General features: G+C 49.3%; 14 protein-coding genes. 10 read left to right on the top strand and 4 right to left on the bottom strand.

Annotated elements, in window-relative coordinates; genetic code table 11:
* Nucleotides 1-10: 10 nt before the first annotated feature.
* A complete protein-coding gene (can, locus tag ACO6V1_RS18015) occupies nt 11-685 on the bottom strand; it encodes a carbonate dehydratase (RefSeq protein WP_422444624.1) in 675 nt (224 codons plus the stop codon).
* Nucleotides 686-1,067: 382 nt separating this feature from the next.
* Between can and ACO6V1_RS18010 the strand changes: the two genes are divergently transcribed.
* The 4 genes from ACO6V1_RS18010 (at nt 1,068) to ACO6V1_RS17995 (ending at nt 7,431) form a co-directional block, all read left to right on the top strand.
* Nucleotides 1,068-2,477 (top strand): CmpA/NrtA family ABC transporter substrate-binding protein, encoded by a 1,410-nt coding sequence (locus ACO6V1_RS18010; RefSeq protein ID WP_422467898.1) that lies wholly within the window; start codon nt 1,068-1,070, stop codon nt 2,475-2,477.
* 40 nt (nt 2,478-2,517) lie between these two features.
* Nucleotides 2,518-3,534 (top strand): ABC transporter permease, encoded by a 1,017-nt coding sequence (locus ACO6V1_RS18005; RefSeq protein WP_422462983.1) that lies wholly within the window; start codon nt 2,518-2,520, stop codon nt 3,532-3,534.
* A gap of 17 nt (nt 3,535-3,551) precedes the next feature.
* Nucleotides 3,552-4,400 (top strand): ABC transporter ATP-binding protein, encoded by an 849-nt coding sequence (locus tag ACO6V1_RS18000; RefSeq protein WP_422467896.1) that lies wholly within the window; start codon nt 3,552-3,554, stop codon nt 4,398-4,400.
* Nucleotides 4,401-4,608: 208 nt separating this feature from the next.
* Nucleotides 4,609-7,431, top strand: a complete 2,823-nt coding sequence (locus ACO6V1_RS17995) for a putative Ig domain-containing protein (protein ID WP_422467894.1) — start codon at nt 4,609-4,611, stop codon at nt 7,429-7,431.
* Nucleotides 7,432-7,537: 106 nt separating this feature from the next.
* On the opposite strand, the gene ACO6V1_RS17990 is transcribed toward ACO6V1_RS17995, so the two are convergent.
* From ACO6V1_RS17990 to ACO6V1_RS17980, 3 genes are all read right to left on the bottom strand, one after another.
* The gene (locus ACO6V1_RS17990) at nt 7,538-8,170 is read right to left on the bottom strand and encodes a hypothetical protein (protein ID WP_422444634.1); all 633 of its coding nucleotides are present in this window, start codon (nt 8,168-8,170) and stop codon (nt 7,538-7,540) included.
* Between the two features lie 349 nt (nt 8,171-8,519).
* On the bottom strand, nt 8,520-9,347 hold the full coding sequence (gene pyrF / locus ACO6V1_RS17985) for an orotidine-5'-phosphate decarboxylase (RefSeq protein ID WP_422444636.1): 828 nt from the start codon (nt 9,345-9,347) through the stop codon (nt 8,520-8,522).
* A gap of 256 nt (nt 9,348-9,603) precedes the next feature.
* The gene (locus ACO6V1_RS17980; RefSeq protein WP_422444638.1) at nt 9,604-10,203 is read right to left on the bottom strand and encodes a glutathione S-transferase family protein; all 600 of its coding nucleotides are present in this window, start codon (nt 10,201-10,203) and stop codon (nt 9,604-9,606) included.
* A gap of 215 nt (nt 10,204-10,418) precedes the next feature.
* Between ACO6V1_RS17980 and ACO6V1_RS17975 the strand changes: the two genes are divergently transcribed.
* From ACO6V1_RS17975 to ACO6V1_RS17950, 6 genes are all read left to right on the top strand, one after another.
* The gene (locus ACO6V1_RS17975; RefSeq protein ID WP_206679410.1) at nt 10,419-10,688 is read left to right on the top strand and encodes a hypothetical protein; all 270 of its coding nucleotides are present in this window, start codon (nt 10,419-10,421) and stop codon (nt 10,686-10,688) included.
* A gap of 366 nt (nt 10,689-11,054) precedes the next feature.
* Nucleotides 11,055-11,624: a hypothetical protein gene (locus ACO6V1_RS17970; RefSeq protein ID WP_422444640.1), complete on the top strand. Its 570-nt coding sequence runs from the start codon at nt 11,055-11,057 to the stop codon at nt 11,622-11,624.
* An 88-nt stretch (nt 11,625-11,712) separates the two neighbouring features.
* Nucleotides 11,713-12,174, top strand: coding sequence for a nucleoside deaminase (locus tag ACO6V1_RS17965; RefSeq protein ID WP_422444642.1), 462 nt, complete (start codon nt 11,713-11,715; stop codon nt 12,172-12,174).
* A gap of 306 nt (nt 12,175-12,480) precedes the next feature.
* Nucleotides 12,481-14,244, top strand: coding sequence for a type I secretion system permease/ATPase (locus ACO6V1_RS17960; RefSeq protein WP_422444644.1), 1,764 nt, complete (start codon nt 12,481-12,483; stop codon nt 14,242-14,244).
* 1 nt (nt 14,245) lies between these two features.
* Complete coding sequence (locus ACO6V1_RS17955; protein ID WP_422444646.1) at nt 14,246-15,571, top strand: HlyD family type I secretion periplasmic adaptor subunit; 1,326 nt, start codon at nt 14,246-14,248, stop codon at nt 15,569-15,571.
* A 70-nt stretch (nt 15,572-15,641) separates the two neighbouring features.
* The coding region (locus ACO6V1_RS17950; protein WP_422467892.1) for an Ig-like domain-containing protein at nt 15,642-16,544 on the top strand (903 nt) is incomplete at its 3' end.

Raw genomic sequence — 16,544 nt, 5'->3', positions numbered from 1 at the left:
TAAGGGCAAATCACCCTTCCAGCTTACTGGCGATGCTCTCAACCGCTGCCGGATACTGCACATCGATGTCTTCATTGGAACCAACGCTCAGACCGAGATCCCTGACCAGGCCATCTTTCAAACCATAAACCCAGCTGTTTACGGTCAGTTTCTGGCCGCGATCCCAGGCATCCTGAACGATGGTTGTCTGACAGACGTTCAGCACCTGCTCCAGAACGTTCAGTTCACACATTCTCTGAAACTGCTCATCATCACTGCCAGCGTTCTCAAGCAGCTCAGTGTGCTTCTTCTTAACGTCCTGCACATGCCTGAGCCAGTTATCGATCAGCCCCAGTTTGGAGTTGTTCATGGCTTCGCGCACACCGCCACAGCCGTAATGCCCCGTCACAATAATGTGCTCTACCTTCAGGTAGTCCACAGCATATTGGAGGACGGACAGACAGTTCAGGTCGGTATGAACCACCACATTGGCCACGTTTCGGTGCACAAACAGTTCGCCCGGAAGGAGGCCGACGATTTCGTTGGCAGGAACCCGGCTGTCGGCACACCCGATCCAGAGATACTTGGGTGCCTGCTGCTCAGAGAGTTGTTCAAAAAAGCCGGGCTTTTCTTCACGAATGGACTTGGACCATTGGTTATTGTTTTCAAGGAGGTTTGCCAGACTGGACATAGTTTCCTGATCCATATTTCGGTTCCATAACTGGAAAACGTTATAGCAACTCCGCTCTGGCAAAACCAGTACTCAAATGTAAGAGGTTTGTAACCGGGGCATTCGGTGGCGATGTTCCAGATTAGTGCAAGCTCTGGGGTGCAGCGGATGTAGCTGCACCGTTGTTGCTATCTCTGAAGTTTTCTTACGGGCTTAAACAGGCAAGGCATTTGTCCGCCAGAATAAGCTAACACCAGTAAATTCAGCTGGTTATCAGGTTTTCTGGTATTTGGCATGTTTTCTGCTCAACCACCGGCAGTCGATCTCTGTGCGTTGACTGATACCGGAAAAGAGTGATGCCTGATTACGGTGATCACAGTTCAAGGCAGAGAGGTCAGTTATCCAGGGGAGGGGAATAATGAAGTGGTTCAAGCCTTTTAAGAAGGCATCGGTTAGGTTAGGTAAGGTTGCTGCCATCAGTGCCGTCATGGGGGTGAGTGCTTTCACCGGGCAAGCCAGTGCCAAGGCAGACTTTGAGCTTGGCTATCCGGAAAAGGAAGAGTTGACCATTGGCTTTATCAAGCTGACTGATATGGCACCCATCGCCATTGCTTACGAGAAGGGCTTTTTTGAAGATGAAGGGCTCTACGTCACCATCGAAGCCCAGGCAAACTGGAAGGTGCTGCTTGATGGCGTGATTGACGGGCGTCTGGATGGTGCCCATATGCTGGCTGGACAGCCTCTGGCGGCCACCATGGGCTTTGGTACCAAGGCCAATATCATTACACCATTCTCGATGGACCTGAATGGTAACGGGATTACGGTGTCCAATGAGATCTGGGCCCAGATGAAACCCAATATCCCCAAAATGGCCGATGGCCGACCTCAGCACCCGATCAAGGCGGATGCCCTGAAACCGGTGGTTGAGAAATTCCAGTCTGAAGGCAAGCCGTTTAATATGGGGATGGTTTTTCCCGTCTCTACCCACAATTATGAACTTCGCTACTGGCTGGCCGCCGGTGGTATTCACCCCGGATTTTATGCGCCCCATAAAGGGGATACCTCTGGCCAGATCGATGCCGATGCCCTGCTCTCCGTCACACCACCACCACAGATGCCATCCACCATGGAGGCTGGCACTATCTATGGTTACTGTGTCGGCGAACCCTGGAATCAGCAGGCGGTCTTCAAGAATATCGGCGTGCCAGTGGTGACCGATTATGAGATCTGGAAAAACAACCCAGAGAAGGTGTTCGGGATTACCGAGGCGTTTTATAACAAGTACCCCAATACCACCATACGTCTGACACGGGCCCTGATCCGCGCAGCCCAGTGGCTGGATGCCAACGAAAATGCCAACCGGCCTGAGGCGGTGAAAATCCTGTCACAATCCAACTATGTTGGCGCTGATTATGAAGTCATTGCCAACAGTATGACCGGTACCTTTGAGTACGAGAAAGGCGACAAACGACCAGTAGAAGATTTCAATGTGTTCTTCCGCTACAACGCCACTTACCCTTATTACTCCGATGCGATCTGGTATCTCACCCAAATGCGTCGCTGGGGGCAGATTGCAGAAGACAAGAGCGATGAGTGGTACAAAGAGCTGGCTGCCAAAGTCTATCGCCCGGACATCTATGAAAAAGCGGCACTGTCGCTGGTGGATGAAGCACTGGTTAAGTTGCAGGACTTTCCGGACTTCGAGTCAGAAGATGGCTTCCGTGATCCACAGACACACTTTATCGACAACCTGGTCTACAACGGCAAAAAGCCAAACGACTACATCAACCAGTTCAACATCGGTCTGAAGCAGGGTGACAGGATTTGATCCTGTTACCTTTTTTAAGGGAAGTGAAGGAGAGTGGATTATGACGGATGCCTCGGTTGTCAGTCAGTCAGTCAATGAGAGCAAGTCATCACCGTTGTCTTTTCTTGCCGGGCTAGGCATTACGGTGAATCCCGGTAAAGTGTTCAGCACGGTACTGATGCCCATCATTGGCATCGTCGTCTTTCTGCTGATCTGGTCTGGCGCTGCGCAGAATATTGATACCTCGCTGGGCAAATTTCCCGGGCCAGTGGCGGTGTGGGAGCAGTTTGGCTCCCTCTACCAGGAGCATGTCACCGAACGGGAAAAGGCAGAAGCCTTCTATCAGCGGCAGGAAAAACGCAATGCTGCCCGTGTCGCCAAAGACCCTGACTATGTGCCAAAAATCCGGGCCTATACCGGCAAGGAAACCTTTCTTGATCAGATCGTTACCAGCCTGGTCACCGTAATGAGTGGTTTTCTGCTGGCAGCCCTGGTTGCCATCCCCCTGGGTATCGCCATCGGTCTTAATAAAACCCTGAATGCGGCAGTGAACCCGATCATTCAGATATTCAAACCGGTTTCCCCCCTGGCCTGGCTGCCGTTGGTGACCATGGTTGTCAGTGCACTCTACATCAGCCCTGATCCTCTGGTAGCCAAGTCTTTTTTAAATTCGATGATCACCGTGATGCTCTGCTGTCTGTGGCCCATGGTGATTAACACGTCGGTGGGTGTCTCTTCCCTGGACCGTGACTTGATAAACGTCAGTCGTGTATTGCGATTGCCTGCCCTGAAACACGTTCAGAAAATTGTACTGCCCGCATCGGTACCGATGATTTTTACCGGTATGCGACTCTCCCTCGGAGTTGCCTGGATGGTGCTGATTGCGGCAGAAATGCTGGCTCAAAACCCCGGGCTGGGCAAATTTGTCTGGGATGAGTTTCAAAATGGCAGCTCAAATTCGCTGGCACGCATTATGGTTGCCGTGATCGTCATTGGTGTGATTGGCTTTGGCCTTGATCGTGCCATGCTGGCCATCCAGCGTTTTGCCTCCTGGGATAAAAGCAAAGCCACTCATTAATAAAGGGAACCCTGCTCATGAGCACACTGCTGGATATCAGTCATATCGATATGGTGTTTGATACACCGAAAGGCCCTTTTACCGCACTCAAAGGGGTTGACCTGAAAATCGCCAAAGGGGAGTTTGTCTCACTGATTGGCCATTCAGGCTGCGGTAAATCAACGGTATTGAATATTGTCGCAGGACTTCTGCAGGCCAGCAGTGGTGGTGTGATTTTAAATGGCCGGGAGGTGTCCGAGCCCGGCCCGGACCGGGCGGTGGTTTTTCAGAACCACTCACTCCTGCCATGGTTAACGGCTTACCAAAATGTTGAACTGGCGGTGAAACAGGTGTTTGGTCGTACAAAAACCAGGGCAGAGATCAAAGAGTGGATTGAGCATAACCTTCAGCTGGTGCATATGGATCACGCCATGCATAAACGCCCGGATGAGATCAGTGGCGGCATGAAACAGCGGGTGGGTATTGCCAGAGCACTGGCCATGCAGCCGGAAATCCTGTTGATGGACGAACCCTTTGGTGCCCTGGATGCCCTGACCCGAGCCCACATGCAGGACTCTCTGATGGAAATCCAGCAGGAGCTGAATAACACCGTCATCATGATCACCCATGACGTAGACGAAGCGGTTCTGTTATCCGACCGTATTGTGATGATGAGCAATGGCCCCGCTGCAACGGTGGGCGAGATTCTCGAGATCAACCTGGAAAGACCCCGGGGCCGGTTGGAGCTGGCACAGGATCCGGAATATACACGACTGCGTTCCGAAGTATTGAAATTCCTGTATGAGAAGCAAAGAAAGGTTGAACCCATGGTTAAACCCAGGGTCAGAAAAAAAGTGCAGGAAAGCAGGCAGCATGAAGCTGCTTAGGAATAGTCTTGAATCATTTCCACATTTTGGAGCCACCAAACTCCGTTCGTCCTGAAGTAGATTGAATGATTCAGAACCATTCAATAAATACTTTATTATCACTGCCGGGCTTGTGAAAGTTACAGAACACGCTTGACGACATTCGTCATTTAAAAAGAGAATGTAGTGGCAAATAAATAATAACGAAATAACCATTAGGATAACGGACTTGTTAACAATAAAAAGGAATTTTGCTGCGCTGGCCACGGCAGTGGCGTCGGCCCTGGTATTAACCGGTTGTGGTGGGGGCGACAGCTCTTCAGGCGCAGGATCCGGCAGTACATTCAGTATTACCGCGATGGATGGGTATTTGAAAAATGCCGATGTGTGGGTAGATGCTAATAACGACCTTGATGATGGTTGTGAACTGGATCTGGAGCTGGAAACCGGTGATGGCGGTCTCGTGAATATCCCCATCGAGTATCAGGACAATACCATTTGTATTAAAACCATAGTCGGTAAAACGATTGATGAAGACCAGGGCCCTGTTGAACGTCCTCTCGAATTAAAAGCACCTGCCGGTGAGACCGTTGTCAGCCCGTTGACCAATCTGGTGGTAGAGCAGCTGGAAGAGGATGATTCTTTAACGGTAGATGAAGCTAAAAATAAAGTAATTGAAGAGCTTGTTGGTTTAACTGGCGTCACCGCTGATGATGTATTTGGGGATTTTGTTGCAGCAAAGAAGAGCGGCGATGATAAAGGGAAGGCGATTAATATTATTGCTGAGATTCTGTATGAGGAAGATGCCAAAGATTCTGACCTGACATTAACGGAGAAGCTGGCGATTGTTAAAGAGGTGTCGGAAGATGCGCAGGACGCCATCGACTCTACCGATATTGACGATTTCAAACCGGTTATTTCAGTTGCTAATGATGGTAGGGTGACTTCAACGCCAAACAGTCTTCCAACCGTAACCGGGAATGCGAGCAGCGCAGCCCAGAATATTAATCTGGGTGATGCATTCTCTTTATCAGTAGTCAACTGGTTCGAAGATGGTGATAACGATGCCTTGACATACGAATTGGAGATCGATTCGGAGTCAGATTCTACCCTGGTAATTGACGCAAACTCTGGCTCTATTACCGGAACACCGCCTGCCGCAGGCACTTACAAAATCTATGTTTATGCCCGGGATGCCAAAGGCGTTCGCTCCTATCCTGCCGTTTTTGACCTGAACGTTATCGCACCCAATACGCCGCCCATGGTAGATGATGATGTAAAAAATTCTATCCAGGCTGTGATCAACGACCTTGGGCTGCAACAAGGTATCGAGGTTGATCAAACTGTTTCTATTGTCGGGCTTTTTACCGATGATGACGGCGATGAATTGACCATTACTGTCAATGAGAATATCGCCGGACTGGAAATTGACTACGACAATAACCAGCTGGTCTTCAGCGGCACCCCTACAGTCAACACTGTAAATAACCCATTGTTCTTTGTGGTTAATGCTGGTGATGGCGCACATGCTGATACTATTGCAGCCGAGTTCAATTTGACCATTCTAGAAGGTATAGGCTCACACCCGCTGGAAGACACAGTCTGGTACCAGATTGAGCGAGGTTCCGATGATGGTGATGGCGATATTACAAACGACTACACTCGTGTATGGTGTGACACGTTGCAGTTTGCCGGTGGCATTGCCTACCTGAATACTCGCACCGCTGCCAATCGCACGACGTGTACGGATACGCCAACCGCAGCCGGGAATTACACCGTTGAGTCTGGCAAGATAAAGATAACCTGGTCTGATAATTCAACAGCTGAGCTTTCATTGCTCGATGACAGTTTTGCATTCACTGATTCCTCCGATAACGGTACGTTGGTACAGTACTTTGAAACTGGTGAAGGAACCGAAGCACTGACCTGGTTTAAGAGCAAGGCCAATGCAGAAGCCAGAATCCAGCTGACCAGCGCCATGCCGGAAGAAAATGGTGATTTCCAGTACTACCGGAAAAATGGTAACAGCTATGAATTAGGCGAGGTTTCCGTGACTCTGGGCTTGCCTGGGTCTGATAATGGAGATCTTGATATCGATCTGTATTTTGATGGCCTGCCTACCAGCGGCACCTGTGAAACCCGGGTCAAAAACCTGTTCAGAAGCTTTGAGATTGTACGAAGTGACTTCGCTGATCCGTTGAGTGTTGACACGGAATACTTTGTTGAGGATGCAGACAGCTGTATCGTCGATTTTGATATTTTAGGCTCAACCCAAGAAGACCAGATTCTTGGCGTAATTGCCTATGCCAATGATACCCTCGAAGCGGAGATGAGCAGTCTGTACTTCAACATCCAGCAGAACTATCTGCCAGAAGTAACGGCCAGTGACCTGAACAGCTTTTTGCTCGGCAGCTCTGCCAGTGACTACCGCTTTATAGCGAGTCTGAACGAAGTGGAGTTTGGTGACGAAGGTGTTCTTGAGGCTTCTCTCTATCAGGGCCAAGCCTGCCAGAAGGCTGATAACGGACCTGATGTTTGCTTTCCATACTCTGTGGATGGTGACCGGCTGACTACTAATGATAATGATGGAGCAGAAACCGATCAGTTCCTTTATGTCTCTCAAGAGAATGCCTTTGCTGTTCCCATTGATTCGGGTGATCTGATTGCCTGGTCAAAAGCTGATTTCACCAATGCAGGCTGGACCACGGCGCAGCTGACCGGTAAAACCTGGTATTACGTTGACGATGACAGTACCACCGATGACGCTGATCCAATGATCGTTGAATTTGCTTTTGGTAATACAACGGTGGTGATGGACGGTGATACTGACAATGCCATGGACTGGAGCATTAGCGGCGGGGTGCTGACCATTGACTTCCCGGTTGGTGACTCTGATCTGATCTTAGACCGTCTGGCTGCAACCGGTGACGTGGTTATTGCCACCAATACCGCCGTCAGCAACAAACCCGTGATTATGACCGAGAAGGAAAACCTGGCCACCGGCATTTATCTGCAATGGCAGGAGCGCATCCGGGAGGCATCACAAGAATAACCAGGTAGTTTTCCATCCCTGACCCGGTTCCTGCGTAAAGCGTGGTAACCGGGTCTTTTACATCTGACTTGAAGAAATAAAAACAAGTCACAGATTTATATCCTGATCACTCACTCTCTGGCCTGACACCCAATTGCACAAGATATCCATAAAGATCATCAATCACGTTTTGTAACTCTTGCGTCACCTTTTCAGGCGTTTTGGCAGATGGTTCTGTTGGCTGCTGTGTGGTCGCTGATGCTGTGGGGTTTTGGCCAATGGCCCTGAACTCTTGCTCCCATGGCGCACAAGAGCGATCACTATAATAACGAAGGTCTTGCATGCTCTGACTTTCGGCACTGACTTTTGCCGGTTGACAGTGTTGATTTGATAAGTGAGGGGAACTATACGGCCTGGGTTGACATGTCTGGATCTGTTGTTCTGCTATTTTCCCTTCAAAAAATAATGTTTTGTCTTTGACTCTTTCCACTGAATCTTCCGCTGCAGGATGTGTTGTCGATGGTTTCTGACGGACTGAAACTTCCGGATCTGAATGCCGGGAGGCTCGCAAAGACGCTAAAGATTTTGATGGATCATGATCTCCCCTGGTCTGACCATCCGGGAGCATTTTTTCCGGCTCTTCTCTTCGCAAACTCCTGTTTAATGCTTGTACTTCCGATTGGTTTTCTGTTGACGGTCGGTGATCAGGAAAAGTGGTTGAGTGGTCAACAGAGAAGGGTGTTGGTGACGATCGGTCCATGGAACAACCTTGTTAGGCAAATTTAAAGAAGTTACCCATGAAAGAGACATCAATCTGATCGTGGTGTTCATGCCGACGTGAGAATAATTTTGCTAAATTACCGATGGCTATTAACGACTCTAGTACATGGTTTCAATGTAATTGATGGGTTCCTTCGATCAATGACTCCCAAGCTCCGTTCGTCCTGAGCGGAGTCGAAGGGCGTAAACACCGTGCCTTGAATAAAGACTGTGCCAATCACCCTTCGTCCGTGCATCCTGAGCCGAGCCGAAGGGCGCTCAGGGTGAACGGAGATTGTACACATCAAACTTATTGAAATGATGTACCAGTCAATAGTCGCAGACTGGGACTATCTATAACGGTTTACCTGATCCCGTAATTCCATCGCTGCGTTCCTTGCGGCTTCAGCAAAGTCATCGCCACCACTGGCATAAATAATGCCACGGGATGAGTTCACAATAATTCCCTGGCCTTTGCTGTTCAGGCCATTTTTAACGGTTGCTTCCACATCGCCACCCTGAGCGCCAAGGCCCGGCACCAGGAACGTCATATCTCCGGTAATGTCCCGAATACGCTTTAGCTCCGTTGGGTTTGTGGCACCAACAACCAGCAGGATATTGTTATGCTTATTCCACTGCTCCTGACACATCCGGGCAATCACTTCATACAGCATGGCCGACTCACCATTGGCCTGGCGGACCGACAGGTTCTGAATAGCAGCAGCGCCGGGGTTTGAGGTGCGGCACAGAACTACCGTTCCCTTATCTGCATAGCCTGAGAATGGCTCTATGGTATCAATCCCCATATAGGGGTTTACGGTCACCGCATCGGCCTGATAACGCTCAAAGGCTTCAATGGCGTACTGGCTGGCAGTGCTGCCAATATCACCACGCTTGGAGTCGAGAATGACCGGGATAGCCGGATATTGAGTACGAATGTAATCAATGGTCATGGCCAGCTGATCTTCAGCACCATGGGCATGATAATAGGCCGCCTGGGGCTTATAACAGCAGACCAGGTCGGCGGTTGCATCAATGATGGCTTTATTGAATGCAAAGATGGACTTATCCATCGCCTGAATAGCGGCAGGAAAGCGCTCGGGTGAAGGGTCAAGGCCAACGCACAACAGTGTGTTGTTGTTCTCCATGGCAGCCTGAACCCGATCAAGAAACCCCATTGTTAACCTCAGCGTTAGGTAAAAAGTGCTGAGCGGGGAGTCTAGCAGTATCCGTTATCTTTATACATGCTTTGGTGGGGCTTAACCCGGATATTTCATAAACGTGCTCCCAATCTCGCTTGTCCTTTGCCGCTCTAAGGGAGTTTTGCTCAGTCGACCGTACTCCGCGGTACGGCGCTCCCTCACAAAATCCCTTAGAGCGACAAAGTCCGGCGCGAGATTCGGGGCAGTTTATGAAATATCCGGGTTAAAGCCATTACCCCATTTTCACATGCTTTGGATGTTCCCTGACCCGTTTAAGCCAGGCCATGATAAAAGGAAAATCGGTCAGACCATACCCGCCCTCCGGTGCAATATGCGTGTAGCCATACAGGCTGATATCAGCGATGGTCATCTGGTCACCAACCAGCCAGTCATGATGCTCCAGGTGCGTCTCCATTACCTGTAGTGCCTTGTAGCCACTGGCTTTCTTGGCCTGCAGAGCAGCCTCATGCTTTTTGGGTCTGCCAAGGAATTTCACGATAAACCTGGCCGTTGCAATATAAGGCTCGTGACTGTATTGCTCAAAAAACTGCCACTGGAGAACTTTTGCCCTGAGGAAAGGGTCTGAAGGGAGATAGTCAGTGCCGTCAGCCAGATAGTTCAGAATGGCATTGGACTCCCACAGGTAATTCCCGTCGGGTAATGCCATGACCGGAATCTTGCCATTGGGGTTCATGGCCAGAAACTCATCGGTATGCGTTCCGCCACCCAGAATATTGGTGTGCTCCCACTCACAGTCAATATCCAGGTGGCTCATCAGCAGCTTGATCTTGTAGCAGTTGCCGGACTGGGCATCTCCGTAAACTTTGTACACAGGCTTCCTCCTGTTTGCCAAAATTTTGTCCGATATTGGTACTCTTTATTCAAAGACGGTGCAAGTCTATTTTGTGGAAGAAGAATGGGTGCGACAAGCTTCCCTTTTGCTACATAGACAGTAAATGACATTGTTCATTTTCTATCTACAGTGAGCATTCAAATGCCACTCTCGATAGAATGCAGGCTTTCTATAAAATTCCAGGGTATATGGTAATGATCGATAGTGACGATTTGATGAGTGGTGAGGCCATCATCGAAATAGTTGAAAACCAGCTGGCAGAAAATAACCCACCAAGGGTAAAAGAGACCCTGATGAGGCTGATGCTGGAAGGTGTTGAGCGGGAAGAAGCCATTCAGTACATCGCCTGCGCCCTGTGTGTTGAGCTGCTGGATGTGGTTAATCATCAGACGGCGTTCAATGAACAGCGGTATAACACGAACCTGGATGCTCTGCCGGAAATGCCATGGGCTGAGGATCTTTAAGTAGTAGGGCAGTCTATTCTCGGTCAGCCTCCCGCAGAATTCTAACACCGCACGACTGCATGGATGCAGGAGCGAGCGCAGGAGCCGTTGCCGGGAGTGACTGATCATCTGGTCAGAAAATATGTTTTATTTGGTTAACTATTTAAGTGGGCCGCTACCCTGCCAACGGATTTAATGAAAGGAAAAGGGATCAGGATATAAATTGAACTATCAGTTAATTTGCTTGTCCAAAATTCAGCAAACTTAATTTTATTATTAAATTTGAATACGGCATTAAAAAAATTAAAAGCCAAAAAAGCCTCTAACTTCATAGAATTATATCAGAGAGAGTAACGAAAAGGAGTTTATCAATGGACACAGCTATTAATGTTGCTCAATCCAAAGATAGTGTTGATTTCGGCAATACAACCGCCAGATCATAAAAAGGAAAGAGCAGCCTCATTAGCTGGTCGCGATGTTTCTGTTCATGAAGAAAGTCGGCCCCAGCGCCAGAACCCCGTTGGTCCTGAAGAGCAATCCAGTCTTGCAAACTTTGAGATTCAAACGCATGATCCTCCAAAAACACCCGTCAATTCGGACCAGGACACCAGGGTGGCTAATCTGGAGGAACCATTTAACCCTCCTGTATCTCTGACATTCGAAGGCTCTATTAACTATTCTGTTGTCGGACGTCTGAATTTTAAAAAATTAATGCTCGTCGTCATCGATATTCACACAACCAAAGGAGCTTCTCATATTGGTTTTCATCCTGGAATGTCTTTAGACGGTACAGCGAACGCCAAGGTTGAAGTGTTAGAGGGAAACGAGAAAACGATCATTACGTTTATAGATGATTATGGATGTGAGTCGGCAAAACTCCATATTGGTAATGATTATTGGAAACATTATTCTCTTCCCGATCTGATTGATCAGTATAAAACCTACAAACTCATGTGAACAGGCATGAATGCATGAAAATTAACCTGCACGACATTTTTATACAGTCTACACTGCTGGTGCCGCTGTTAAACATGAGTCATGTTGTATGAATGAGTATTCATCCTTGCTGTTACACAGCATAGAACTGGCAAGGCAAAGTGCTGATCATGGCCAGCTGCCATTTTCAGCACTGCTTGCTCAGGAAGGACGTGTCGTCATAGAAGCGGGAAACACGTCCATTGCCGATAATGATGTAACCCGGCATTCAGTGATGAATCTGATTTCCAGGGCTCACCAGATACTCTCTCAGCATGAACTGGAACAGTGCACACTGTTCACAAATTCTGAGCCCTGCGCCATGTGTTCTGGCGCTATTTACTGGGCAGGCATCTCTAAAGTTGTATTTGGTTGCAGTGGCAAAACACTCCAGCAACTATCAGGACAGTCTATTGATATAGATTGCCATGAGATTTTTAAAGGCTGCCACCCGGCCATCAATGTTGTTGGCCCGATTGAAGAAGAGCGAGCCTCCGAACTGATCATGGAGTTCTGGCCGCACCCGTCATAAAAGTATTACTGCCTGTCTTTTGCTTATCATCCATAAGTTTTTATTATTCCTTCCGCCACAAAAAAACTCTGCTGATCTCAATCGGCTGACTTTTCCGGGTTAAGTGAGTTCGGGTGGTAATAATACTTATAAAATGGTAAAAATGTGCACGAATTCACATTTTTTACGGATTGGTTAAGGTTGCTTTGATCCACTGATGATGCCAAAACCGGATTTTTTCGTGCAACGGATAATTTGCCGTGCCCAGAGCCGTAGATTACCCGTCATCCAGCAGTAGCCACGTTTCAACTAACGACAAGAATTAAAGTGCATACAACCAACAAAGAAACCACTTATAACAATAAGCAGGCTTCTCTCTACCCATGGTTCTGGCATGCCCTTGCACCTTATTGGCGTGTCTACAGAGATGTGCTGCTGGCCAGTTTGCTGGTCAATCTCTTTGCCCTGGTATCCCCTCTGTTTGTCATGAATGTATACGACAGGGTTGTTCCTAACCAGGCATTTGAAACCCTGTGGATGCTGGCAACCGGCGTTGTCCTTGCGTTCTTTTTTGAGGGCGTTATTCGACTGATCCGATCCCGCTATATTGACCTGGCTGGACGACAGGTTGATCTCACCCTGTCTTCCCGCCTGATGGATCGCCTGTTAGGGCTGAAGCTATCCAGTCGCCCCGGCAGTGCGGGTAATCTTATGAATCAGCTGGCCGAGTTTGACAGCGTTCGCTCTTTTATTACCTCGACAACGGTCATGGCGTTCATCGATTTGCCGTTTGTTGTGCTGTTTCTTGGGCTGGTGGTCTGGCTGGGCGGCTGGCTGGTCATTATTCCGGTTGTTTGCATTGGTATTGCCCTGACTGTGGCCTGGCTGCTGAACAGGCCTCTTCAGTCCGTGATTGCCCGGCAGCAGGGGGCCTCAGCCCAGCGGCAGAACTTTTTAATGGAGCTGTTACTCGGGCTGATTTCGGTGAAGAGCTGTAATGTTGAAAGCCAGAATCAGAAGCAGTGGAGCCAAATGAACCGCGAGGTTGCCGATGCCTCGCTTAAAATACGTCATCTGCAGACCATTACCGGCCAGGTCACCACATTAATGCTTCAGCTGAACACCGTTGCACTGGTTATATCCGGTGTTTATCTCATCAGTGTGGGTGATCTTTCCATGGGCGGGTTAATCGCCATCATGATGATTTCCGGTCGTTGTGCTGCCCCTGTCTCACAGGTGATTGGTTTATTGAACCAGTATGAAAAAACAGTGCAGGCGCTGGATCATACCGGGCAGATCATGAACCTTCCCCAGGAGTATCCAGAGGAGCGCAAACTGCTCCGGCCTGATAGGTTTCAGGGGCATTTTTATATCAATAATATGTCGTTTGCTTACCCGAATGCTCCTGACCTGCTGAGTGATATAAATCTGCAGATTCCGGCGGGAACCAGGCTGGCCGTTCTCGGGCGGATGGGTTCTGGAAAAAGCACTTTCCTGCAACTGCTGATGGGGCTCCGGGAGCCTGGCAAAGGGTTGATTGGTGTCGATGGTATGGATCTTCGTCAGATTGATCCGAACTGGTTCCGTCGTCACGTAGGCTATGTTGGGCAACGCACCGAACTGTTTAACGCCTCATTACGTGACAACATCACTATGCACCGTGAAGGGATCAGCGACAGCGATATTGTGCGAGCACTGGAGCAGTCCGGTTTGCAGGACATAATCCAGGCAGGCAGTACAGGCCTGGATTTTATGGTGGGTGAGGGCGGACGGCATCTGTCCGGTGGTCAGGCTCAGGCTGTTGGCCTGGCACGGGCTCTGGTGACAAACCCGCTGGCCATTATTATGGATGAACCTTCCAGTGCCATGGACTCACAGGCGGAGGCGCGTTTTCGCCAGCTACTTCTGGAACTGAAAGAGACCACCGTCATACTGGTGACACACAAAATGAATCTGCTGGATGCGATGGACCATATTGTGGTGCTTGATCAGGGAAAAATCAGTGTCAGTGGCAGTACTAATGATGTGTTAAGGGGGGCGAACAAGGCTCAACACTCTGCACCGAAGACCGCAGAGGAGGTTGTGATTTGAAATGAGTGACCTCGCCAACCATCAAGGCTCTGACTGGCATGCTGCCAGCGAGGCGGAAATCAATAAAATCACCAGGGGAAGCCGTCCACTGATCATGACAGTTGCCCTCTGTCTTCTGACTTTTATCCTCTGGGCAGGCTGGTGTGAGCTGGATGAAATTACCCGTGGAGAAGGAAAAGTGATTCCTTCCAGCCAGGTGCAGAATGTCCAGAATATGGAAGGTGGTATTGTTGATGATATTCTGGTTTCTGAAGGCGAACTGGTGGAACAGGGGCAGGTGCTGATGGTGATGGACGACACCCGGTTTACCTCCACCCGCCAGGGCCAGCTGGCCAACCGTCATGCATTGATGGCCAGAAGGGCTCGTTTGCTGGCAGAAGTGGAAGGCGGAGAGCCGGTCATGCCTGAGTTGCTGACAGCAAACGTGCCGGTGCTTGCCGACCGGGAGAAGGAACTCTTTCATCATCGCCAGCTGGAACTGGCCAGTAGTATTGGTGTTTATCAACAACAGCTGACCCAGCAGAAGAAACAGACACTTGAGACAAAAGCGCAGCGAGAGATGCTGGCTCGCCGCTTTGCGTTGCTGGATGAAGAACTCCAGCTTGCCCGTGACCTGTCTGCAGAAGGCGCAGTGTCCAGAGTCGAAGTGCTCCGCCTTGAACGACAGGTCAGTGATACCCGGGGTGAAAAAATCATTGCCGAGAAAAATCTGGAGCGGATCGCTGCACAACAGGAAGAGACACAACAACGAATTAATGAGGCACGGCTGAACTTCGTCAATAAAGCGCGAGTAGAGTTAAACGAAACCCTTGCCCAATTGCATGAACTAACCGCAAAAGAAACCGCCGTCAGTGACCAGGTTGAACGTACCCGGGTCAAGGCACCAATGAAAGGCGTGGTAAAGCAGATTCTTGTCAACACCGAAGGCGGTGTTGTCCAGCCGGGTATGGTGATGATGGAACTCATCCCCGTAGACGACACTCTTGAGGTTGAAGCCAGAATCCGGCCACAGGATATTGCATTTCTGCACCCGGGCCAGAAAGCCACGGTTCGCTTTACCGCCTATGACTTTACTATCCACGGCGGTCTTGATGGAGAACTGACGCATATCAGTGCCGACACCATCACGGATGAACAGGGCGAAAGCTTTTATCTGGCCAGAATCAAAACCGACAAGAGCCACCTGGGCAATGAAGGTGATAACAGCCGCCCCGTTATCGTCGGAATGGTCGCCTCAGTAGATATTTTAACCGGCAAGAAAACACTCCTTGAGTACCTGTTAAAGCCGGTGTTGAGAGCCAGACAGCTGGCCTTCAGTGAACGATAAACATTTTGATCTGAAAATTACAACTGACACAGGGCCGGAGTTGCCCGGGAACAATAACAAGGAGCCAGTCGTGGACACTATTCAGGAAGCTACTGCCAGCAAATCTGCCGGATCCATTCACTTTGCCATTGGCAAGGTCGAGGCCATTACCCCTGACGGAACTCGTCGTGTACTTCAGGCTGGTGATGTCGTCTACCCAAACGAAACAGTCATAACCGGAGCCGACGGTTTTATTCATATCGACCTGTTTGATGGCCAGGTACTTGAACTGAGCAATAATGATGAGTTCAGTTTTACCGCCTTCTATCAGAATTTCCTGCCAGACGATGCAGAAATAGAAATAGAAGCGGAACAGTTTGAACTTCCGCCAGTCCCGGATGCTCCTCTACCCGCAACAGGCCAGCCGGATAGTCAGGTTAATTCAGGTTTTGGCAGCCAGACTATTCTCGATCTCAGCGGTATTCAGGTGGAACCGGAGGCGGGTTTTGATACTTCCGGGGTTCAGAGGGGGACTGAGGACAGTGAAAGCTTTGTTGCTGATGAACTATTAGACATTGATGAAAATGACGCCCCAATAATTACGAGTAATGGCGGCGGCGATAAAGCTGTAATCGAAGTTCTGGAAAATAGTAATACAGTGACCAAAGTTACAGCGATAGATGTCGATCAAAGCGGTCGTGATCTTATTTTCAGTATTTCAGGAGGGGCAGATTCTAGTTCTTTTGAGATTGAAGCTGATGGCACTCTCAGTTTCATAACAGAGCCAGACTTTGAAAGTGGTAAAATAAGCTATGAGGTTGAAGTTCAAGTTAGTGATGGATTCAGGGTCGATACTCAAGCCCTGACTGTAAATGTCGCACCGCAGAATGACAACTCCCCAAAGGCGGAGAATGACCGTTACCGCCTGGAAGAGGGTGGTGAGCTCAGTGGCCGCAACATCATCCGTGACAACGACACAGACAGTGACCTGCCA

This window comes from Endozoicomonas sp. ALC013 (assembly GCF_049310205.1).
Classification (GTDB): Bacteria; Pseudomonadota; Gammaproteobacteria; order Pseudomonadales; family Endozoicomonadaceae; genus Endozoicomonas.
The sequence above is the reverse complement of the archived record's forward strand: the minus strand, read 5'-3'. Positions and strand labels throughout refer to the sequence as shown.